This is a genomic window from Lederbergia graminis (assembly GCF_042655485.1).
GTDB classification, from domain to species: domain Bacteria; phylum Bacillota; class Bacilli; order Bacillales; family Bacillaceae_C; genus Lederbergia; species Lederbergia graminis.
In genome coordinates this window covers 71,999-91,986 of sequence record NZ_JBHSMC010000013.1, presented here as the reverse complement: position 1 = coordinate 91,986, position 19,988 = coordinate 71,999, and the positions used below count along the sequence as shown (strand labels likewise).

General features: G+C 32.3%; 22 protein-coding genes. 13 read left to right on the top strand and 9 right to left on the bottom strand.

Annotation, left to right across the window (positions count from 1 at the left end; translation table 11 throughout):
- Window positions 1-9: 9 nt before the first annotated feature.
- On the top strand, window positions 10-1,515 hold the full coding sequence (locus ACFPM4_RS09645; RefSeq protein ID WP_382350738.1) for a glycoside hydrolase family 43 protein: 1,506 nt from the start codon (window positions 10-12) through the stop codon (window positions 1,513-1,515).
- Window positions 1,516-1,586: 71 nt separating this feature from the next.
- Here the strand turns inward: ACFPM4_RS09645 and ACFPM4_RS09640 are convergent, their stop codons facing one another.
- On the bottom strand, window positions 1,587-1,802 hold the full coding sequence (locus ACFPM4_RS09640; protein WP_382350735.1) for a hypothetical protein: 216 nt from the start codon (window positions 1,800-1,802) through the stop codon (window positions 1,587-1,589).
- Window positions 1,803-2,090: 288 nt separating this feature from the next.
- On the opposite strand from ACFPM4_RS09640, the gene ACFPM4_RS09635 reads away from it, so the two are divergent.
- On the top strand, window positions 2,091-4,436 hold the full coding sequence (locus ACFPM4_RS09635) for a polyprenyl synthetase family protein (protein ID WP_382350732.1): 2,346 nt from the start codon (window positions 2,091-2,093) through the stop codon (window positions 4,434-4,436).
- A 382-nt stretch (window positions 4,437-4,818) separates the two neighbouring features.
- On the opposite strand, the gene ACFPM4_RS09630 is transcribed toward ACFPM4_RS09635, so the two are convergent.
- A complete protein-coding gene (locus tag ACFPM4_RS09630) occupies window positions 4,819-5,472 on the bottom strand; it encodes a VanZ family protein (protein WP_382350729.1) in 654 nt (217 codons plus the stop codon).
- Window positions 5,473-5,644: 172 nt separating this feature from the next.
- Between ACFPM4_RS09630 and ACFPM4_RS09625 the strand changes: the two genes are divergently transcribed.
- Window positions 5,645-6,052 carry a DUF3888 domain-containing protein gene (locus ACFPM4_RS09625; protein WP_382350726.1) on the top strand — a complete coding sequence of 136 codons (408 nt, stop codon included), beginning with the start codon at window positions 5,645-5,647 and terminating at the stop codon, window positions 6,050-6,052.
- 87 nt (window positions 6,053-6,139) lie between these two features.
- Here the strand turns inward: ACFPM4_RS09625 and ACFPM4_RS09620 are convergent, their stop codons facing one another.
- The 3 genes from ACFPM4_RS09620 to ACFPM4_RS09610 form a co-directional block, all read right to left on the bottom strand.
- The gene (locus ACFPM4_RS09620; RefSeq protein ID WP_382350723.1) at window positions 6,140-6,406 is read right to left on the bottom strand and encodes a hypothetical protein; all 267 of its coding nucleotides are present in this window, start codon (window positions 6,404-6,406) and stop codon (window positions 6,140-6,142) included.
- Between the two features lie 75 nt (window positions 6,407-6,481).
- A complete protein-coding gene (locus ACFPM4_RS09615; protein ID WP_382350720.1) occupies window positions 6,482-6,715 on the bottom strand; it encodes a hypothetical protein in 234 nt (77 codons plus the stop codon).
- 121 nt (window positions 6,716-6,836) lie between these two features.
- Window positions 6,837-7,397, bottom strand: a complete 561-nt coding sequence (locus ACFPM4_RS09610; protein WP_382350717.1) for a tyrosine-type recombinase/integrase — start codon at window positions 7,395-7,397, stop codon at window positions 6,837-6,839.
- Window positions 7,398-7,746: 349 nt separating this feature from the next.
- Between ACFPM4_RS09610 and ACFPM4_RS09605 the strand changes: the two genes are divergently transcribed.
- Both ACFPM4_RS09605 and ACFPM4_RS09600 read left to right on the top strand, forming a co-directional pair.
- The gene (locus ACFPM4_RS09605; RefSeq protein WP_382350714.1) at window positions 7,747-8,625 is read left to right on the top strand and encodes a hypothetical protein; all 879 of its coding nucleotides are present in this window, start codon (window positions 7,747-7,749) and stop codon (window positions 8,623-8,625) included.
- A gap of 157 nt (window positions 8,626-8,782) precedes the next feature.
- Window positions 8,783-9,208 carry a hypothetical protein gene (locus tag ACFPM4_RS09600; protein ID WP_382350711.1) on the top strand — a complete coding sequence of 142 codons (426 nt, stop codon included), beginning with the start codon at window positions 8,783-8,785 and terminating at the stop codon, window positions 9,206-9,208.
- A gap of 96 nt (window positions 9,209-9,304) precedes the next feature.
- Here ACFPM4_RS09600 and ACFPM4_RS09595 read toward each other — a convergent pair whose 3' ends face one another.
- Together ACFPM4_RS09595 and ACFPM4_RS09590 are read right to left on the bottom strand one after the other, a co-directional pair.
- Window positions 9,305-9,823, bottom strand: coding sequence for a hypothetical protein (locus ACFPM4_RS09595; RefSeq protein ID WP_382350708.1), 519 nt, complete (start codon window positions 9,821-9,823; stop codon window positions 9,305-9,307).
- A gap of 592 nt (window positions 9,824-10,415) precedes the next feature.
- Window positions 10,416-10,844: a GNAT family N-acetyltransferase gene (locus ACFPM4_RS09590; RefSeq protein WP_382350705.1), complete on the bottom strand. Its 429-nt coding sequence runs from the start codon at window positions 10,842-10,844 to the stop codon at window positions 10,416-10,418.
- Between the two features lie 326 nt (window positions 10,845-11,170).
- On the opposite strand from ACFPM4_RS09590, the gene ACFPM4_RS09585 reads away from it, so the two are divergent.
- From ACFPM4_RS09585 to ACFPM4_RS09575, 3 genes are all read left to right on the top strand, one after another.
- Window positions 11,171-11,683, top strand: coding sequence for an RNA polymerase sigma factor (locus tag ACFPM4_RS09585; protein WP_382350701.1), 513 nt, complete (start codon window positions 11,171-11,173; stop codon window positions 11,681-11,683).
- A complete protein-coding gene (locus tag ACFPM4_RS09580; RefSeq protein WP_382350698.1) occupies window positions 11,680-12,321 on the top strand; it encodes a hypothetical protein in 642 nt (213 codons plus the stop codon). Before ACFPM4_RS09585 ends, ACFPM4_RS09580 begins: the two co-directional genes overlap by 4 nt.
- Window positions 12,322-12,467: 146 nt before the next feature.
- Window positions 12,468-13,667, top strand: coding sequence for a S1 family peptidase (locus ACFPM4_RS09575; protein WP_382350695.1), 1,200 nt, complete (start codon window positions 12,468-12,470; stop codon window positions 13,665-13,667).
- Between the two features lie 33 nt (window positions 13,668-13,700).
- On the opposite strand, the gene ACFPM4_RS09570 is transcribed toward ACFPM4_RS09575, so the two are convergent.
- Together ACFPM4_RS09570 and ACFPM4_RS09565 are read right to left on the bottom strand one after the other, a co-directional pair.
- Window positions 13,701-14,645, bottom strand: coding sequence for a DUF3231 family protein (locus ACFPM4_RS09570; protein WP_382350988.1), 945 nt, complete (start codon window positions 14,643-14,645; stop codon window positions 13,701-13,703).
- Window positions 14,646-14,876: 231 nt separating this feature from the next.
- Entirely contained in the window at window positions 14,877-15,071 is a 195-nt protein-coding gene (locus ACFPM4_RS09565; RefSeq protein WP_382350692.1) for a hypothetical protein, read from the bottom strand.
- A gap of 137 nt (window positions 15,072-15,208) precedes the next feature.
- Here ACFPM4_RS09565 and ACFPM4_RS09560 point away from each other — a divergent pair, with 137 nt between their 5' ends.
- From ACFPM4_RS09560 to ACFPM4_RS09540, 5 genes are read left to right on the top strand one after another with little or no spacing between them, the layout of a single operon-like run.
- The gene (locus ACFPM4_RS09560; protein WP_382350689.1) at window positions 15,209-15,913 is read left to right on the top strand and encodes an MOSC domain-containing protein; all 705 of its coding nucleotides are present in this window, start codon (window positions 15,209-15,211) and stop codon (window positions 15,911-15,913) included.
- A 46-nt stretch (window positions 15,914-15,959) separates the two neighbouring features.
- Window positions 15,960-17,174 carry an ABC transporter permease subunit gene (locus ACFPM4_RS09555; protein WP_382350686.1) on the top strand — a complete coding sequence of 405 codons (1,215 nt, stop codon included), beginning with the start codon at window positions 15,960-15,962 and terminating at the stop codon, window positions 17,172-17,174.
- Window positions 17,175-17,191: 17 nt separating this feature from the next.
- Complete coding sequence (locus ACFPM4_RS09550) at window positions 17,192-18,352, top strand: hypothetical protein (RefSeq protein WP_382350683.1); 1,161 nt, start codon at window positions 17,192-17,194, stop codon at window positions 18,350-18,352.
- Between the two features lie 13 nt (window positions 18,353-18,365).
- Complete coding sequence (locus tag ACFPM4_RS09545; protein WP_382350680.1) at window positions 18,366-19,256, top strand: ABC transporter ATP-binding protein; 891 nt, start codon at window positions 18,366-18,368, stop codon at window positions 19,254-19,256.
- Window positions 19,231-19,902 carry a hypothetical protein gene (locus tag ACFPM4_RS09540; RefSeq protein ID WP_382350677.1) on the top strand — a complete coding sequence of 224 codons (672 nt, stop codon included), beginning with the start codon at window positions 19,231-19,233 and terminating at the stop codon, window positions 19,900-19,902. The genes ACFPM4_RS09545 and ACFPM4_RS09540 overlap by 26 nt, the downstream gene beginning before the upstream one ends.
- Window positions 19,903-19,988 lie beyond the last annotated feature (86 nt).

Below are 19,988 nucleotides of genomic sequence, written 5' to 3'. Positions count from 1 at the left end.
GAGTTAATGGTGATAAAAACAGTACTAAAAAATCCTATTTATTGGTCTGATATTCCAGATGTTGATGTAATTAGAGTTGGAAACGCTTATTATATGGTGAGTACTAGTATGCATTCAATGCCAGGCTGTCCAATTATGAAGTCTGAAAACTTAGCTGATTGGGAGATTATTGGCTATGTTTATGATCAACTAGAAGACAATGATGCTCACAATTTAATAGATGGGAAAGGCATCTATGGAAAAGGTTCATGGGCTGCGAGTTTACGTTATCATAAAGGTACATTTTATGTTTGTTTTTCTAGTAATGACTCTAGGAAGTTTTATATTTATCAAACAAACGACATTGAATCCGGAAATTGGAAGCGCTCTACTATTGATGGTATTTATCATGATCCTGCATTGCTATTTGATGAAGGGAGAGTTTTTGTAATTTATGGCTGTGGTCATATTCGTATTACTGAACTTACAGAAGATGTAACCGCTGTTAAAGAAGGTGGGATAAATCAACTATTACTAGAAACAGAAACGGAGGGAATTGGCCTCCGTTGTGAAGGCTGCCATGCATATAAAATAAATGGCCAATATTATTTAATATTTATTGAGTGGCCAACAGTTGGTAATAGACGCAGAAGGCAAATTTGTTATCGTTCCAACAACCTTCTTGGAGAATACGAACGTAAAATTATTTTTGATGATGATATGGGCTACCATAATAAAGGAATCGCTCAAGGTGCCATTTTTAATACACCGAATGAGGAATGGTATGCAATGTTATTCCAAGACCATGATGCAGTCGGCAGAATTCCATATATTCTTCCTGTTAAATGGGAGGATGGATGGCCGATGATTGGAATTAACGGAAAGGCACCGGAAGAAATAGAAATTAACTTGCCTCCTACACAATCTAAGCCATTGGTCATTAGTGATGACTTTGACTATATGGAAAATAAATTGCAGTTGAATTGGCAATGGAATCATAATCCAGACAATGATTTGTGGTCCGTAATCAAAAGACCAGGTTTTTTACGATTAGAAACAGGATATATTGCTGACAGTATTTTACGTGCTCGAAATACATTAACTCAAAGAACAGAGGGTCCATATTGTACAGGAATTACGTCCATGGATATGTCTAATATGAAAATAGGTGACCATGCAGGTCTCGTAGCTCTGCAAAATACCTTTGGTACGGTTGGGGTAGCGGTTGAAAATGATGGGAAATATGTAATAGCGACTGTAAATGACGGTAATGGTGGCGAAGAAGTAGTTGAAAAACATCTTATAGAAGATGATTTGCTTTTTGTAAAAATAAAATTTAACTTTGAAGATAGTAAAGACATAGCAACATTTTATTACTCGGGAAATGGACAAGACTGGATTGAAATAGGTTCCCCGTTAAAAATGAAATATACGTTAGATCATTTTATGGGCTATCGAATTGGACTTTTCAATTATGCTACGAAAGAAATTGGTGGTTACGTAGATTTCGACTATTTCCATTATGAGAAAGAATAAATATTAAATAGAGGCTAAGTAGTAAGGTTTTTCATTTTAAACCTTCTGCTTAGCCTCTACTGTTTTAATAGCTATCTTCTTTTCTTTTTTGAATCCAGCATGACATTCTTCTTCGTAATAGCTACCATGGTAACATAAACATGTACTACGTTATCCTTTATTTTTTTTATATCAACCACACTGCCATTACGACCCTTAATTCTTATATTTTCACCTGAAGTAGGCACCGTTTTTCGTAATTGTGTTAATATGACATTTCTATTTTCAATAAAATGAACAACAATCATCAGATTCTCACCTTTTCTTTTGGAATGAATTCAATACTCCAAATGAAATATATGAGTGAATGTATAATTTATTCCCGATAATAATAAAAAATATTATACGGTGTGTTACATCGTTATAAGAATTATTTCGTAACTTGAATCTTGTTGCTTTTCACCATGTAAGAATTAACTTTCAATATAAAAGGTTTTTCAAAAGTAACACGAAGTCATTACTGTTAAAATAAAACATAATACTATCTAATATGAATAACTAGCCATGAGAAAACGTGAAGTTGAGGTATTAATTATATGAATGAAGATTTTTTGCTAGCTGCTAATATGAAATATCCAAAAGCTGAAGAAAAGGCAATAGCTTACTTTAAAGCACTACATACGCAATTGCAGGAGAAAAATTATGTCTCAACGTTAACGAATGATATACATATATGGAAAAAACATCATATTCATTATCGTTGGAATGGGAGAAGAAAGTCTAAAACAAAGCATTATCGCCATTATATTGAATGGCTTAATTTTACAGGGAAATTAGATAATTATTTACAACGAAGTATTTCCTATTTGTATTTGCGTGATTTAGGAAAGCCTTTGGACAATGAGAAGACACAGACAAAGATACAAGAGGCAGTTGCTAGTGTGAAAAAAAGACTTTTATCTGATGACAAGTCAGAGTTTTTTAATATGGCTACTTTGTATCGATGGTCCCAAAAGTATGGGATTGAATCCACCATCATCTGGCTATTTGAAAAGCTAACAATTGTTTCCTCTAACATACCAGTGGGGATGGATAAAGAACATGCGAAAAGAAAACTAATTAAATTAATCGCAGGGGTTGTCATGCATGAATTTGAAGAAATCGATGATAATCTATCTGAACAAGACCGTCAACTTAGACTTGATAAAGCAATAAGGCTTGGATATTGTTACGGATTAACATATCCGTTTATTGATGATCTTCTTGATGCTAATGTCTTAACGGAAGCGGAGAAACAGCAATATACTAAAATCATTCGTATCTCCCTAATCACAGGTAATGTACCTCAACTCGGCGAATGGGTTGGTCCAAATAAACAGCTTATCGAATTTGTACATCAAGAACTTAAGGCTGCTTTTGAGTATATAAAAGCTAATTTGAGTAGTGAAACACATACACAATTTTTCGAGCAAGCGTATATATTTTTTCATTCGCAGGAAATTGATCGTGAAAAGGACTTAGATAATGAACAGTATACAAATGAGGATATATATGTCCCGATTATCTTAAAATCTGCGTATTCTAGATTAATTGCTAGAACGGTACTTAGCCCAGAAACGGATGAGGGCTTTAATAATCGAACTTTTTACTACGGGATATACAACCAGCTTGCAGATGACTTTGCTGATATGTTTGATGATATGGAGGAAGGTGCAGTTACTCCTTATACTTACTATTGGAAATATCATAAGAAGCGCAAAGACTTACTAAATCCGTTTGAATTATACTGGACAGTTATTTGCAATCTAATTCATCATATTTATCAATCTGATCCTAATACAAGGGAAGTTATTTTAGCTCGAGCAATAAATGGGATAAAACGTTTTAAAGAGAAATGTGGAAAAGAGCAATATAAAGAAGTAATGGGGATTTTTGCACCGTCAAATTCAAAATTTAACAATCTCATTCAAAAAGTGGTACGTCAAGCAGATGATGTGGACTTTTTTGATAAATTGCTGCGGGATGAAATGATTGCGAATTTGAGAAAAGAACAGAAAGAACAAGATGAATTTACAGCTAACATGGAAACGATTCGAATTCAATTGAATAATGTTTTACCTATCCCTAAAAATGAACAAACATTATTGTTAGAAGAACCACTTATGGATGCGGTAAATTACAGTTTGGAGGGGGATGGAAAACGAATCCGACCATTCGTTGCTTGGATGATGGCAAAGCAGTATGGTCTTAATGAATCAGCTGTATTACCGTTATTAAAATCATTAGAATATATGCATACTGCTTCATTAATTTTTGATGATTTACCTTCACAAGATAATGCTGAAATACGGAGAGGGCGACCAACGCTACATCATATATATAATAGTGCGATTGCAGAATTAACTGGTTTATTTTTAACGCAGAAAGCTATCGAAGAGCAGATATCCCTGAACGGTTTTGATGCTAAATTTGTTCTACGATTAATCCAATATTCTGCACAAAAAACAATGGAAATGTGTAAAGGTCAAGCTTTGGATTTAGAGTCTAAGGGAAAAAAGTTAACATTAGAGCAACTAAATTTGATGTGTTTTTATAAAACAGGAATTGCATTTGAAGCGTCTATTATTATGCCTCTAATACTTGTAAATGAGAAGCCATCACATATAGAGATGTTTAAGAAATTTGCTTATCATGCTGGCATTGCCTTTCAAATTAAAGATGATTTACTGGATGAGGAAGGGGATGTCGAAGTACTTGGAAAACCAATACAACAAGATCTTGATAATAATAGTTCCACCTTTGTAACCGTCCTTGGAGTGGATGGGGCAAAAAAGGAAATGTGGGACCATTATTGTCTTGCAATGGAAACTCTGCATCAAGTCCCACAACAATATGGATTTCTTAAATATTTGCTGGACTATATGGTTAATAGAAATCAATAAAAAAGAAATAGTCCCTGGTTTAAATAACGAAGTGTTAAACCAGGGACTATTTCGTATTGGAAGAATAATTATTGTTTGGAATTTTGGCGATTCGTGGGATGAATAGCTTTTTCTAAATCTTCTGCTGCAATTGTGCTTTTTATAGTATCACTGTTAGGTTTACCTTTTTGGCTGTATCCCATCGATCCTTCTTATTTTTCTAATGCTAATTTTAACGTATACAAACTAATTCCTAATGTAATACAAGAAATGATCAAAGCAGTTGCTATCATACGTCATCCCTCGCTTTCAGGTTTCCTATTTATTTCAATGGCTATCTTCCTATTATCCTGATATTTGTTCAAAAACTATGCCGTATATTTTATAAGAAAACATATTAAAATTAAATTGAAATATTTGAATTTCCTTTATTGAACCGAATTTCTATTTTGGACCAAAGATAGTAACATCCTATTCCTATACCGGCACCTATAGTATTTAAAATTATATCATCAATATCGGTGCTTCTTCTCAAACCTATTACAAATAAAGCGTAAAATAAACTTTGAAAAAACTGTATTAATTCTATTCCAGCTGTACAAATAAAGGAATACCAAATAGTTTGCTTATAACTTTTTGTCCATTTGAAGTAGAGCATAGCAAATGTGAATGGTGTAAGCATGAAAGTATTTCCGAAAATTTGATATAGCGCTGAAAGTACGGAAGGGTTAATTGTTATTTCGCTAATAATACCTTTTATTGGTATAAGATTAATTGTATAAAACAAGGATTTAAGGTTTTCTACTGAGTGATTATAACCTTCAAAAATGAATCCTCTAAGATAAATAGTTTGATAATACAATATACAAAAGTAAATCACAAAACAAATCCCAATAAACCAATCAAACATATTCCTAAAGGTTGTACGTTTTAAAAGAAAGATTAAGCAAATTAAAATAACGATTAAATTGATTAAACCTTCTAGATTATAATAAAAATATAAAATACTGTTTCTGTAAAAGAAGATTGGGATTCCTAATAATATGAATTTTTTCACTGATTACTCCTTTCAGTACTATATAAACGTTAAATCATTTTTTTAGAAGTTGTATCCACATTGTATGTTCATTGTTTCTTGAAGATCGAAATGATTAAAAATTAATTGTATATAGTAATATTATTTGGCAAAAATACCTTTAAAGCGTTGACCTTTTTAAAGGAGGAGAAAAATGAAAAAATTAATATGTCTAGTTGTTTTTTCTTTATTTTTAAGTACTAACATTGTCTCAGCTAATGCTAAAATTCCTAGTAAATTTGATAATCTTATACTAGGACTTATGGATGAGCCAATCAGTGATGCTGTTATAGATTATTACAAGGATGATACTGCAAGGTTTCAATATCATTGGTCAAAAAATCATGATGTAGTTGAGGTTGACCAAAGTGAAAAAGGGAATAATTTAAAAGCTATGTTTGTGGTGAAAATCCATATTCAAGCTGAAAATAATAATAATACTTTAGGTGTTGATACTTTAACATTTGGTGTTACACCAGGGGCAACGGGTAAAAATAATAAGGAAACAAAAATAAAACTTTTAAGTTATGACCATAGTAATCCTATAGGTAATAAAGAATAATTTATTGATTTCTGTATCCCAAAGTTGATATTTACCAAAAGATGCCCACCCACTTTATTTTGTGGATGGGCATCTTTTGGTAGAATATCAATCAAATCCTTCAGCATAAAAACTCGCTTGTCCTGGCGAGGCATTATATGTGGTAATATAAAATTCAGCTTCCTCATTCCCACCATCTACCCACTTATCAATAGGGCTCCAGGTTACAATAGAATCTTCAGTTATTCTCACCTTTTCACCCACAAATTCATCAGCATTACCTATTCCATCGTACTCTCTTAAATGCGCAGTAAAACTATTCGTCACATCAGTAAACACTATTCTAAAATCTCCACCACCAGAAATCCAATTCACATTGTCTTCTGCCGGTGTGTAATAAAATGTATCATCACCAGTATACGCATGTCCTCTATATTTCCCTCTAGATTGTCACCCTGCTGGATCTGAAATTAATGGGCTTACTATCTCAGATGTTATGGGTGTCACTGTAATTTTCACGTTGTTAGTAGTATCGATTATTGTTTGACTTTCATTTGAAATTGCAATTTCCCCTTTTTCTGGTACTGCTTTTCCTCCCTCTTCAGCATATGAAATCCCTGAAGCAAGAAGAAATGTAGCCACAGTTAATGAGGCAAATGGTAAAGTAAATCTTTTTTTAAACATGAGTTTCCCCCTTTATAAAATTTTTTAGATTCTTTAATAAATTTCTACACTTATAAAGGGAAATCCTTCCAATTTTTAAAAAATATAATTCATCGAGAGGTATAAAGTATGTTTTTCAATATTACAAGACAAAATTATTTAAATCATTCTCAATTTCTTCATCAGTAATTCCTATGTACCTTAAAGTGATTTCTGGATGGCTATGATTTAGAATTGTTTGGAGTTTCGCAACATCCTTCGTTTGCTTGTAAAACCAATACCCAAATGTTTTTCGCATGGTATGAGTTCCTATTCCATCAACAATATCTACCATTCTAGCTGCTTTATTTAGCTGTCTATAAGCCTGTGTAGGAGTAATAGGGTTCTCCCCTTTACGACTTGGAAAAAGCCACTGTGAATCAATGTGAACAATATACGATTGTATTTCATCATAAATGTTGGTGAGATTAATGGTCCGTGGCTTTTTGGTTTTCCCTTCTTGGATTAATACTTTCTTTTTTCGTTTTACATCAGATACTTTTAGCTGTAACAAGTCCCCTACACGTAAACCTGTATTAATCCCGATTAAAAAAAGAATGTAGTCCCGTTCTCCACACCATTTTTTTAAACTCCATTTCATATCTTCGATTTGCTGCTTACTTCGAAGTGGCTGCACATCTTTTATTTGATTTTGATTGGTCATTTTCCTTCATCCTTTTACACTCAATAAAATCAACGTTTTGAATGTACGATTTTTTTGCGTAAATCTAGTATATCAAGGATTTTCTACAAAGTTAACAGAATAGCGAAAATGAATGTATGAAATTAACTAATTTCATACATTCAGTAAAATCGAGTAGAGGGAAAATAAACCAATTTTTTCCCTCTACTCGATTAGATTTATCTATTAAAAGGAAATATCTTTATTATTTGAATTAATAGAAAGTATGCAGGAATTTGGTTTGTATTTGTAGAATAAGATAGGTGAGCAAATAAATAGAGGAGGGTCTATAATTAGTTCTTTAATAAAGATATTAGTATTCTTAGTTTTGGTGCTAAATCTTGTAGGTTGTACTAATGCAATTAATAAAGAGGATAACAGTACAACTAATCAAGATAATCAAAATAAAATCGTTGAAGAAACGTCTCCAGATATTAGTTATATGGGTATGCGTTTAAAAGATGAATCAGTTTCAATGAAATCTAGTTCTATATTCAATATTCAAACGGATGAACAGTTTGCCCCCTCCCTAGAAATAAAAAATGGCTTCGATAGTAATCAAAAATACAGAGTAATTTTCCTTATAGATTATAAACCTATTACATTTTTAGTTGATGGGAGAGAACATACATATTTTGATTTTAATATCGATGCAGATGCAATAGAAAAGATCGATATTATTTTTCCGAAGTTAGTTGATGGTCAACATGACTTAACTACCGTAATAATTCGGGAACCAGAACAGATATTTAAAGAACCAATTTTTGTACCAGGTTTTGAGCATATTTTAGCTCATAGATCAAACATTATTGTTTCAACAGATAAAATTAATCCACCTGAATTTATTCAGGTTGACGCCCACTCTACTATAGCTAATTATGGTGAGAAAGTTATCCTTAACCAAGGATCTTTAATAGATTTAGACAATCCAATTAGTCTCCTACATAAGAGCAACTTAAACAATATCTGGATAAGTTTTGAAAACGAAAGCGACAGTAGCAAATATGCTGTAATAATACTAGATATAATACAAATAAAATCGGATGTTGAGTTTGTATCTACAGATACAAAAGGAATTATTAAACGCTCTATGGATCTTCCAGATGAGTTTAAATCTACAACTAATTTGGTTGTACTTGCTGTCGAAAATCCATTTACAACAAATAACAAAAGACCTTATTTATCAAATAAGATTTCGTTAGTTAACTAAAAAACTATTTATTTTAAGGAATTAATCTTCCAATCTATATAAATAACCAATATCCAATCATTGGAAACTGGCAAAGAACGGAAGAATTAAAAGAAGGGAGGCTTATTAAAAGACTATCGATAAGTATTTTATTAAACCTAAAGGGAGGAAAAATTAAATGATTAAAAGGGGTATTTCTTTACTTCTTATTTCGATTTTTGTTTTAGGTTTCTCTGCAACAACTTTTGCAGCATACGAATCTCCACAATGGTCTTTAAGAAGCGATACGATTGGTGACTGGGGTTGGGCGACGGCATACCTAGGTACGGGTACATCTACACTTTATGTTACAGTTAATCAGTCTGGCATTCATGCAGGGGAAAAAGCGCATACTTTTTGGGAAATTTATCACCCTGGCACAGCTAAAACTGAACAAGTAATAGATATACCTGTGGATTTCTATGCTACATTGATATTTGATGGTTTAAACAACCCAGGTGGGCAATATGAAGTCTTCTGGGAATCTAAGACAAATAATGATACTCAGGGCTGGTACCAACTTCATACAACTTCTGGTTCGTCTGAATTTTATAGGAGAAAATAAATACGAAAGTTAATCCATAATCTAATTTAATATCCCCCAATAAGTTATTTAAAACGAACAGCTTATTGGGGACTTTTTATTTATATTACACTGTATTTATAATGAGTCTGCAATATCTACTAAAGTTGTCAAAGGCTTGCTTATTAGGTCTTCCTCGATACTTAATATATAAGTCCAATTATTTTTTTTAAACATAAAAATAATTAAATTTTTTTCATCCATTCTCGATAATGTATAATAAGCTTGTGTTCCGTCTTTCAATGAGATTTTAGTATCTGTACTTGAAAGTAATTTCTCTCCCTTTTTAGCAGGAATGACATTTATAATGTAATTAAAATGTTTTTCCTCATTTAAGTATTCAATCTCAAGACTCTCATTTTCCTTATTAAATCTTCCAAATGAGTGGGTAAAAGTCAATGGCGGTAATTTACTTGGTAAGTGTAAGTTTGTTTGATAATAAGATTCTGTTTCCTTTATTGCTTTTGAAACGGACTTATAACCCAAGTCATAATAGTCTTTTTCTACACTACTTTGTTTGGATGCTTTAACAGATTGCCATCCACCGAGAAAGAGGGAAAATCCAATAAATAAAATAATTAGTTTTTTTTTAGTCAAATGTATCACCTTTCCTAGTTTATTTCTTTATCATTCAAAATATGATTGCAAAGTAGTATTAAGTTATTAAAATCTGCATTTTGAATAGTAGCTTTTCCTTTATATCGAATTTCAATACTATAACTTTCATTTTTCTCTTCAAAACAAACTTTGTAGTTAACATAACATTAAAAGTAAAGAGGCAGAATTCAAAGAAGATAGGTACCAGCAACAACATGGATAGTTGATGCCAAAGAAAAATGAATTAATATATGAAAGTTCCGTTTATAACCCAAAATATAAGTACGTATTTACGTAATAACCAGAATAAACACCCTAGGGTCATGTGGGTACGACAGAGGAAATTGATTTAGCATATGCACTTATTTATTTTGGTATCATGCAGCATTTATAGATTCAGTCTGTAGCCCCATTTAAAAAGCCAACCCTTTATAGCGAATAAAGGGTTGGCTTTTTTCATACTTCCTAAAACGAGTGTTATGTGAAGGAGTAGACGATTATTCTACCGCATAGTTTAATAAATAGCATAACTTTCTGCAATGTAAGTTTCTAACCAAATTCATACATTCGTAAAGTGCAAAAGGTATATCAGCTATTTACTATTGAATTTACATAGAAAACGTTCAACACCTGGATACTTTTCACCCAGACTTGTTATTTTGAAACCATAATTTCGATAAAAACCCACTGCATCATTATCAGTTTCAGCAGAAATCAATGGATATTTATCATTAACATAATTAATCATTTTGCTACCAATCCCTTTTCCTCTTTGATCAGAAGAAACTGCAATATGTTTAATCTCGCACTCATTGACATTAATAATCTCAATACCTATACAACCAACAAGTACCCCTTCAACTTCAAAACTATATAATTTTCGATTTAATGATTTCAAATATCTTTCATATTCTTGATTCACTTTAAATTCTGATGTGGCAAAGGAGAGAAGTTTCTGTATAGCTGGATGAATGGTTTTCGAATTAACTTCTTTCATAAACATCACCTTTTGCATAGTCATATTCCTTATATAATTCTTTTCCTTATTAGTCATTTCCTTCTTCAACCAATCCGCCCCGTTAGTTCAATAACAGTTAGCAGCATAACTTCTTCGATGTAAGTTCTATCAAATTTCATACATTCATTTAAACAGGTCAATGATTTCTAATAAAAAAGCGAGAAACCCCATTGGAGCATCTCGCTTTTTCGTACTTCTCAAAACAGGTGTTATGTTAAGTGGAAATGTATGGATTATTCAAATCAATCATTATATTATTTGTGAATCTGCTGTCATAAATATCAATTTTATACGTCTATTAAGCGAGGAGAAAAACGGAGGAAAACTTCATGTCTAGAGCAAGTATTATTTCTGAATGGTTTTATTTATATGGCAATGATGTGTATCGATTTTTGGTTTATTATACAGGAAACGTAGATGTAGAAGATCTAGTTCAAGAAGTATTCATTAAAGCCTTAATTAATGTCAATACCTTTAAAGGTAATTCGAGTCCAAAAACGTGGCTTTTTACAATTGCAAGGAATTTAGCAATTGATGAAATGAGGAACAAGAAAAAAAGCAGATGGAACAAATTTCTGTCAATTGATGATATGGAAAAAGAATTAGCAACTAATGAGCTAAATCCTGAAAAAGTATTTTTTTATAATCACCAAGCAAAAGAACTATACGACCTTATTCAATTGTTAAATAAAAATTATAAGGAAATTATTGTATTGAGAGGAATTAATCAGTTGTCAGTAGATGAAGCAGCCACTGTTTTAAATTGGTCAAAAGAAAAGGTTAGAACCACTTACCATAGAGCATTAAAAACGTTACGCAATCAATGGAGGGAAATACCATGAACGAAAAGGATGAGTTAAAGTCCATAGAAAAGAAAATTGGTAGTTATTCAAATATAAAGATGAGAAAGAAAGAATTTGATCATATACACCATAATCTAATAAATAGGGCTAACAGTTACAATGAATATGAAAGAAAAAACTACTTTTTAAAAAAGCATGGCATTAATTTTATTACTTTATCTGCAGCTCTAATAACGTTAGTTTTAACTTTATCTTATGGTGATTTTATAGATACCAAAGAAAACGTAGGTCAAGTTAACTCGAAAGTAAGCACTATAAATAATATTAATGAAATGGACAACACACACATGGGATTTAATAATATTAAAGATTTAAAAGAAGCAGCTATAAAAGAGGTGTTGGAAAAATACCCGAATAAATTAAGAGAAGATTTGAGAGTAAGAATCGGTAAAATAATAGAAATTAATGAAAATAAAAACACAGTTCTATTCGAAGGGGAATTGTCTGAAGGTAGCAATGGTCGAATTTTATTTACCATAGAAGAAAAGGAATTAATAAATAAGACATTTGAAGGTAAAAAAGTATTAACCATTGGAAATGATTTGTTACTTTATTCTAATCCACCAATTGGAAATCTATATAAAGTTGTTATATTGGATGAATTTACAGCTAAATAAAAATTTAATTTAAGTAGCGGATTTAATAAATAGCTACTTTTTTTGTTGTATTCAATTAAATTATTAGAAAATACAGACTCATATGTTAAACTAGTAATATATGGGAAAGAGGGGATGTTATGTAAATCTGAATAGTTTTACCTATTGTGTCTAAATTAATTTATTTGGAAAAGGAGATTAGTATGGGTAACAAAAACAAAGTATTTCTACTATGTAGTGTAATCGTATTCGCAGTAATCTTAGGTGGATTCTCCTTTAGTGCTTATGCGCTAAAAAATGAACAATCCGAATCAGAGAAGATCCTAACAGAAAAATCTATCGGAGTTTCCTCAAAGGATGAGGCGAGAATCTTCCAAGAAAATTCTGCTGGAAAAATAGGAATGGAGGCTGCAGAAAGGGCACAATCTCTATTTCCAGATATTTATGCTGGTGTCGAATTAACTAATGATGGTTCTGCTGTAAAAATTTATTTAACGAAACTAAGCACAGAAATAACAAGTTCAATTAAAAATAATATAGCAGCAGACAAGATATTATTTCATAAATCACCTAATTCTTTAAAGCAAATGTTATCAATACAGGAAAAAGTGAAGGATGCCTTTTCAGATTTAAAAAATAATAAAGATATTAAAATTGTTACATTTGGTCCTCATATCAAAGCTGGTAAAGTAAAAATAGAAGTAGAAAATTTAACTGAATCTGAAAAAAAATATTTAATTGAAAAATTTGGCGAATCAAACATCATAATAGAGGATATAAATCCTGATGATGTTCCTAAGTTATGGGCAAGCCGTGTTAATGATTATGCTCCGTGGAATGGTGGAGATCTCATTAGAGATTATCGAGATGCCTTATGTACTTCTGGATTTCCTGTTCACGATAGCAATAATGAATATTTACTTACAGCAGGACATTGTTTTACTGAAGGGTTAGCAGTTTATAATTCTAGCACTTATATGGGATTCATATCTGATAGAGATTTTACAAACTACGGACTTGACACAGAGTTAATTGATGTAAATGGGGGTTCTAGCGATCTAATTTGGATAGGAAGTGCTACAAATCCTGTTATTGCTCAAGTTACAGGTGCTACAACATCACCAGTAGGTTATGAAGTTTGTCAAAGCGGTGCACTTAGTGGAGAAATTTGTGACTTAGTCATTAAGGACAATAACCTTTGTGTTGACTTTGGCGTGCTTTTATGTGACTTAGTTAAGACCCAACACCAATATGGTAATACTGCGGGTCAACCTGGAGACAGTGGCGGCACGTTTTTGACTCATTGTCTCCACTCCTTTCTACTATTAAGATGTTTCAAATGTCAAAAGCCTATTCAAAATTATTAAGATTGTTAGCTACAATCTAGTATCGCTTCTAGCTCATGTAGTAGATTTTGGTGGTTCTTCCATCCAGCCTTTTTCAATCATGATATTTGCCCCGTCTTCCACAAAGAGTGCAACATCCATTGACATCTTTGCGTACATTGCTCCAATATCTCTTCTTCCATCAAGTGATAAAGCATTTGCGTATGACCGAATCTTCATCGCAAACATATCAATCTTATGCCATAACATTAATTTATCTGAAAACGGTGAGAAAGTAGACGTAGTAACGAGCGAATCTAAAAGATGTGGTGTTGGTAAATCATCATTTTCCAGTTTTTCTGAACACTTTTGAATATGTTTATGTGTAATATCTTTTCCTCTAATGAAAAATTTCTGCACCTTTTCTGATTTCGCCACTTGACTAAATGCTTGTAGGAGCGCCTTACTCGCTACATTATTTTCAATATTATCATGAAGATGTGATATTTCTAATGCATGTAAAGGGCGAACATCACCCAAAAAACCTTTTAAAAAACTTTGCTTATTTATAAAATCTACTTTATTTGGAATAGGGATAACAGGCGGTTTCATTAACATACCTTTTTTCTCTAGCGTATTATTTATTTTGGTAATTAAGTGTAATGTAGAATGAAGCGTACTTAAATAAAAGTCCTTTATATCCTGTCTCGTAACTAGTGGAATGGCTATCGAATATATACTCATCCCTGCTTTACTCGTATATTTTAAATAGTGTAAGTAAAATTCATCCGCAAATAATCTTGGTGCACCTATATTTACATCTTCTTTAGAAAATCCAACTGGAATGGGGAAATTTTCCTTATCAAATATGATTTTTAATTGATCGACTAATTTATTACTAAGATTTAAGGCATACTCTACTACCTTTTTGATATCTTTATCATCTACATGCTGTAGGAAATATTGAAGGACACATTGTGCCATAGTATTACCATTATAAGTTGCCCACATTTTACCCATCTCAGCTGCAGTTAGTGGCTCCGACGTTTTTGATTTATGAAGATTCACTATACAAATTCCTCTCATCAGTCATATTTGTATATAGTGTTATCGGCTTATTGAAAAGTATTCATAACATGTCAAAAGTTAGTTTCAAGTTATTGGAAAATGATCTTTAATAATGGTAGGCAATTGTCCTCCGAATTTAAATATAAACGTAAAAAAATCCATCATGTATAGACGGATCTTCTCTTAAGTAATATCGAAAATATCATGAAACAACCTACCAAAACCTCTAACAATCCAAAATAATAAGCGAAACGGTAACAAAAGTATTTCAGGTATCCAAAATAAAATATCAGCAAGACCATCAAGGAAAGAATAGTGATCATTTCTTTTTTTATATTTACGTGTATTTGTTTTCTTTTTCTGCCACCAATCTCTCATTGCTCCTCTATTCCCCTTTCTTACAAATTCCTCATTGACATATATAGAAATCGAACTCTATGCTATTAAGTAATACTATATACGAATTGAATATTTTTTAGTTTCAGAAATGAAAGAAATGAGTGGAGAGAATAGAAATGTTATTGAAACAATTATTTATTGGTAAGCCAAAAACAGTTGGAAAAAAGGATGCTCCAAATCCAATGGATAGAGAATGGACAAGTGCTATTTTTAAAGAGCCTGTGCAAGGACCTATTTATGTAAGCAAAACGAATTTACATGGAGATGGGCAGGCAGATTTAAAGAATCATGGTGGTCCTGAAAAGGCAGTATTTGTTTATCCATCTGAGCATTATGATTATTGGAGAAAAGAGCTTAATGGAGTAGATATTTCAGCAGGAGGAATGGGAGAAAATTTCTTACTAGAAAATGCATCTGAAAGTACGGTGTGTATTGGTGATACGTATCAAGTTGGAGAAGCAATTGTTCAAGTATCGCAACCAAGACAACCATGCTGGAAACCGGCACGTAGATATAAAATTAAAAATTTAGCATTATTGATTCAACATACTGGAAGAACAGGCTGGTATTTACGAGTAATAGAAGAAGGATATGTAGAGGCTGGTCAATCACTCCGTTTACTAAACCGTCCTTTTCCTGATTGGACAATAGCAAGATGTAATGAAATTATGCATGTGGAAAAGGATGATCTAGAGCTAGCTCGCAACCTTGGAGATTGTGAGTTACTTGCAGAAAATTGGAGAACAACCTTAAGAAATCGAGTTGAAAAAGGAGTAATATCTAATATTCAAAATCGTGTGTATGGACCAAATAATGGATGATGTACATGTTTTATAGAAAAATGCTTTTTAAAGGAGAAGAATAAAGATGAAGTCTATGCTCATCCATGAATGGAAGATGATGGTGAAAAGTAAGAAAAATGTGTTATTTGTAATGGCGTTAGTCGTGCTAATCTTAAGCTATTGCTTTATTTTTCAACCAAATAAAGAAACGAATGACACATTTGATCCTGAAAAAGCGAAACAGCAAATTCAAAACTTGGAAGCTGTTCAGCAAGGGAAAAAGGCAAGAGGTGCCACTGGCTTTTCTACGATGTCAGGCAGAGCTGTTTACGCAGAAAATGAATATAGTATAAAACTCTTAAGTAAATTGGTAACTTCCTACGAGGATGGAGATTTCGTTCGATTTGCACATTTGAAATTACTTGATTTTTTAAAAAATGGTGTTCCAACAGATGAAAAGCTTCTAGAACAATCAATATTCCTCAGTAATGATTACCAATTTGCCTTTAACCAAACAACTCTCCGATATCAAGGATATTTGGAGGAAGAATTACCAGTTACATATGAAATGATTGAGCAAAAAACAGCATTGCAAACGATTCAAAATATCTTATTAGGAACTGCTGTATTGGGTATTATATTTGTTGCTATATATTTCAGTAGCGACATGTTAACAAGGGATCGCCAAAATAAAACAGTTTTACAAGGACTACCGATAGGATGGTATCGACTAATTAATATAAAATCATTTGTCTCCTTTTCTTATACGATTATTATCTTAGCAGCCCTACTAGTCATTGCTTCCATTGTACTAACAATTCTGAATGGATTTGGTTCGTTTGACATTCGAGTTCCTATTACATTACCGAGGGCAGAACCAGAATACGGATTCAGCTTTAATCAATATGACACCATTTCACTTGGAAAGTTCCTTATGAAGGGATTAGCGTTTTTCTTTATTCTTATCTATCTGTTTATAAGATTGAATGCTATGCTCGGTCTTCTATTTAAAAACGCTTGGCTTGTTCTTATGGTAAGTACAGTCCTATTATTTTCCGAGCTAATTTATTTTTCAAGAACGACCAATAAGTTGTTTGGGATTGATATCAGTAATTTTCCACAAACATACTTTGAATTTGGAAAAATAATAAGTGGGGAAAAAATGTTTCTAGTAAACGTAGAGTCTATTACTTATGGTAAAGGATTAATAGTTTTAGCTATCACATTATTAATAATTGAAATTGCGCTGTATGTTACTTCGCGTTTTATTACGAAAAGACGTTTTTATCATGGCGTTTAATAGAAAGGGTTAAAAACATGTTCTGGAGATATTCTCTTTATGAAACGAAATTATTGTTGCATAATCGCAAAAACTGGTTTATTGCTGCATTTTTATTATTATTTTTTCTCGTTTTCTTTATTTACTACAGTCAAGACGAACCAATGACACTACGTGAACAAAAAAGGATAGAATCAGAAGAGACCTTTGCTGCTTTTGAGTATATTGATGAACAACGCGAGGATGTACCTGAAATTGCAGAGGTTTATAACATTCTAACGAAGCAATCCGAATTGGTACAACTACAGGTGTATTACATCGGGATGGGGAATGATAGTGAGCAATACATTGAAAGTGGTTTGCAGTTAAATGAACTGAAATTAAAAATACATGAACTTGGGAATAAAGGGTTACCGGATCACTTTATCACACCAAAAGAAGAAATTCTAAAGGATACAGCACTATTAAACTATATAAAAGACAATGAGCTCCCACTGGAAGAAGATTCCTTTAAGACGAATTACTATGTCGAGAATGCATTAGAAGCGATGAGCGGTATATTATTTTTGGTTATTTTATTAATCAGTGGTAGTGAATTATTAGTTTATGAACAACGACATGCGTCTGTTGTAAAGGGGTTACCAATCTCCTTTTTGAAAAAGATTACAAGTAAAGTAGCAATCTATAGTATTCAATTAAATGTATTTTTACTCGGAGGCTTTGTGATTGGCATCCTTTACGCAGCAATGAAACTTTTAGCTGGAGACTTTTCCTTCCCAGTCCTAATTTATGAGAATGGTGAATACATTGCTGTTTCTACGACGAAATATTTGCTTTACATTTTCACGGGATTTGCAGTAGTTTCACTACTTATCATGTTTTTGTCGATATTATTAAATATGTTGTTTAAAAATGCCTATGCTAATATTCTAGTCGGGTTAGGTATTTTCGCTATTCCTCAAGTGATGATGGCAGCAGGGATTAAATCGATCATGATAGAACCTCTATTATTTATCGATATCGTGGGTGTCTTATCAGGTGATATAGCAATTACATTAGGAAATAATGCAGTTGACTTTAGCTATGCTGTTTTGATGTTACTACTCCTTATTGCAATTGTGATAGGCAGTATTTATATTATCCATATGTTGTCATATCGTAAAAAACCAAAAGATGAACCAATTGCGAAAGCATATTAAGGGGGGAGAGCTCGTGTTATCAATAAAGGATATTACAGTTTCATATAAAGATAAAAAAGTACTAGATAAATTATCTCTAACAGCTGAAAAAGGAGAGATTATTGGTTTAGTAGCTCCAAACGGAACAGGGAAGACAACATTATTTAATGTAATTGCAAATTATTTAAAACCAAATACGGGAAAAGTAACTTTTCATGGAAAGCTATCGTATAAACAAGAGAAAAGTGAATTATTAATACGGAAACAGATGGCTACTTTTCCAGACCAAGGAGACTTATTAGAAGAATTATCTGGTGTCGACCATATGAATTTATATGCCAATATGTGGAAAGGGACGAAGAAACACGTTCCTCAAATATTGGAACAGTTAAATATGACTAGTTATGCGAAAAAGAAGGTTAAAACGTATTCTTTAGGAATGAGGCAGAGACTTTGTTTTGCCATGATGGTTGCAGCAGATACTCCGATAATGTTGATGGATGAATTGATGAATGGACTTGATGTAGAAAATGTCGCCTTAATATCTAATTTATTATTGGATATGAAAAAACAAGATAAGTTAATTTTTGTGGCATCTCACTTACTTGAAAACTTAGACCTATATGCAGATAGAGTCATTTTCTTGAAAGACGGAGTAATTATTCACGAACATCGTCACGGTGAAGATAGTAATGACTATGTAAAACTTGAGTTAAGTCCGGAACAATATGAGAAGATTTTAAATCAACTTCCAAAGGATCATCTATATTTAGGGAATCATTTATGCTGTATTCCGCTAGCCGGTATGGAAATAACGGAACAATCAAGAATGTTAGAAAAACTGCTTGCATATAAACAAAAGGAATTAACGATTGGACCATTAGGGACGGTAGAATATTATGAAAAATATTATTTGGATAAGTAAGATATTAGTTTGTTTACTAATTGTAAGTGGGTGCCAGCAACAAACAGATAAAGTGCAACAATATCAAACAAACTATGAAATTATCGGTGATGAGCGTGATGACATTATTGGGGAAATAAGTAATACCATATATGATTCAATTGATCGTAATAACTCAGAAGCTACTGAAATGTTGATAGATGTCATTGATCAATATGGCGAAACTATTATCCTTCCTCGGGGGCGATACCATATCTCTGGTCATGCTGCTGGTACTGTGGAAATTACAGACAAGCAAGGAAAAGAATTAATGAATGAAGTGTACGGCGGGTCCGTTCATGGTATAACGGTTGATTTAAATGGAGAACATGCCGTTCATATTGATGGCTTTGATGAAGTTTTTATTACTCCAGTTGAAACTCAAATAACGAAGGAACTACATGCAGGAATATGGGAAGTTGGTAAAGATATTGCTCCAGGGAAATATATCGCATCTGGCTATGGCCTAGGGTATATTCAAATATTTGAACATGGATCTACTCCAAGAGTGTTTGAAATAATTGGCGGATTAAGTGAAACAAAAGTAGAATTGGACTTAAAAAAGAATCAAAAAATGAAGATAATCGGAGTTTCGCAAATTACGCTCGAGGAATACGATCAAAAATAACGAATACAATAAAAATATTTTATCTAGTGGGACATTTGATAATTCAAGTGTCCCACTATTTTTTGGAAAAAATAGTGTTGACATTT

Coding starts and splice junctions, on each gene's coding strand:
- ACFPM4_RS09635 (WP_382350732.1), top strand. CDS start 2,091: ATGAATGAAGATTTTTTGCTAGCTGCTAATATGAAATATCCAAAAGCT.
- ACFPM4_RS09560 (WP_382350689.1), top strand. CDS start 15,209: ATGTTATTGAAACAATTATTTATTGGTAAGCCAAAAACAGTTGGAAAA.
- ACFPM4_RS09615 (WP_382350720.1), bottom strand. CDS start 6,715: ATGTTTAAAAAAAGATTTACTTTACCATTTGCCTCATTAACTGTGGCT.
- ACFPM4_RS09565 (WP_382350692.1), bottom strand. CDS start 15,071: ATGAGAGATTGGTGGCAGAAAAAGAAAACAAATACACGTAAATATAAA.
- ACFPM4_RS09585 (WP_382350701.1), top strand. CDS start 11,171: ATGTCTAGAGCAAGTATTATTTCTGAATGGTTTTATTTATATGGCAAT.
- ACFPM4_RS09610 (WP_382350717.1), bottom strand. CDS start 7,397: ATGACCAATCAAAATCAAATAAAAGATGTGCAGCCACTTCGAAGTAAG.
- ACFPM4_RS09625 (WP_382350726.1), top strand. CDS start 5,645: ATGAAAAAATTAATATGTCTAGTTGTTTTTTCTTTATTTTTAAGTACT.
- ACFPM4_RS09540 (WP_382350677.1), top strand. CDS start 19,231: ATGAAAAATATTATTTGGATAAGTAAGATATTAGTTTGTTTACTAATT.
- ACFPM4_RS09640 (WP_382350735.1), bottom strand. CDS start 1,802: ATGATTGTTGTTCATTTTATTGAAAATAGAAATGTCATATTAACACAA.
- ACFPM4_RS09580 (WP_382350698.1), top strand. CDS start 11,680: ATGAACGAAAAGGATGAGTTAAAGTCCATAGAAAAGAAAATTGGTAGT.
- ACFPM4_RS09555 (WP_382350686.1), top strand. CDS start 15,960: ATGAAGTCTATGCTCATCCATGAATGGAAGATGATGGTGAAAAGTAAG.
- ACFPM4_RS09550 (WP_382350683.1), top strand. CDS start 17,192: ATGTTCTGGAGATATTCTCTTTATGAAACGAAATTATTGTTGCATAAT.
- ACFPM4_RS09600 (WP_382350711.1), top strand. CDS start 8,783: ATGATTAAAAGGGGTATTTCTTTACTTCTTATTTCGATTTTTGTTTTA.
- ACFPM4_RS09590 (WP_382350705.1), bottom strand. CDS start 10,844: ATGACTATGCAAAAGGTGATGTTTATGAAAGAAGTTAATTCGAAAACC.
- ACFPM4_RS09570 (WP_382350988.1), bottom strand. CDS start 14,645: ATGGGTAAAATGTGGGCAACTTATAATGGTAATACTATGGCACAATGT.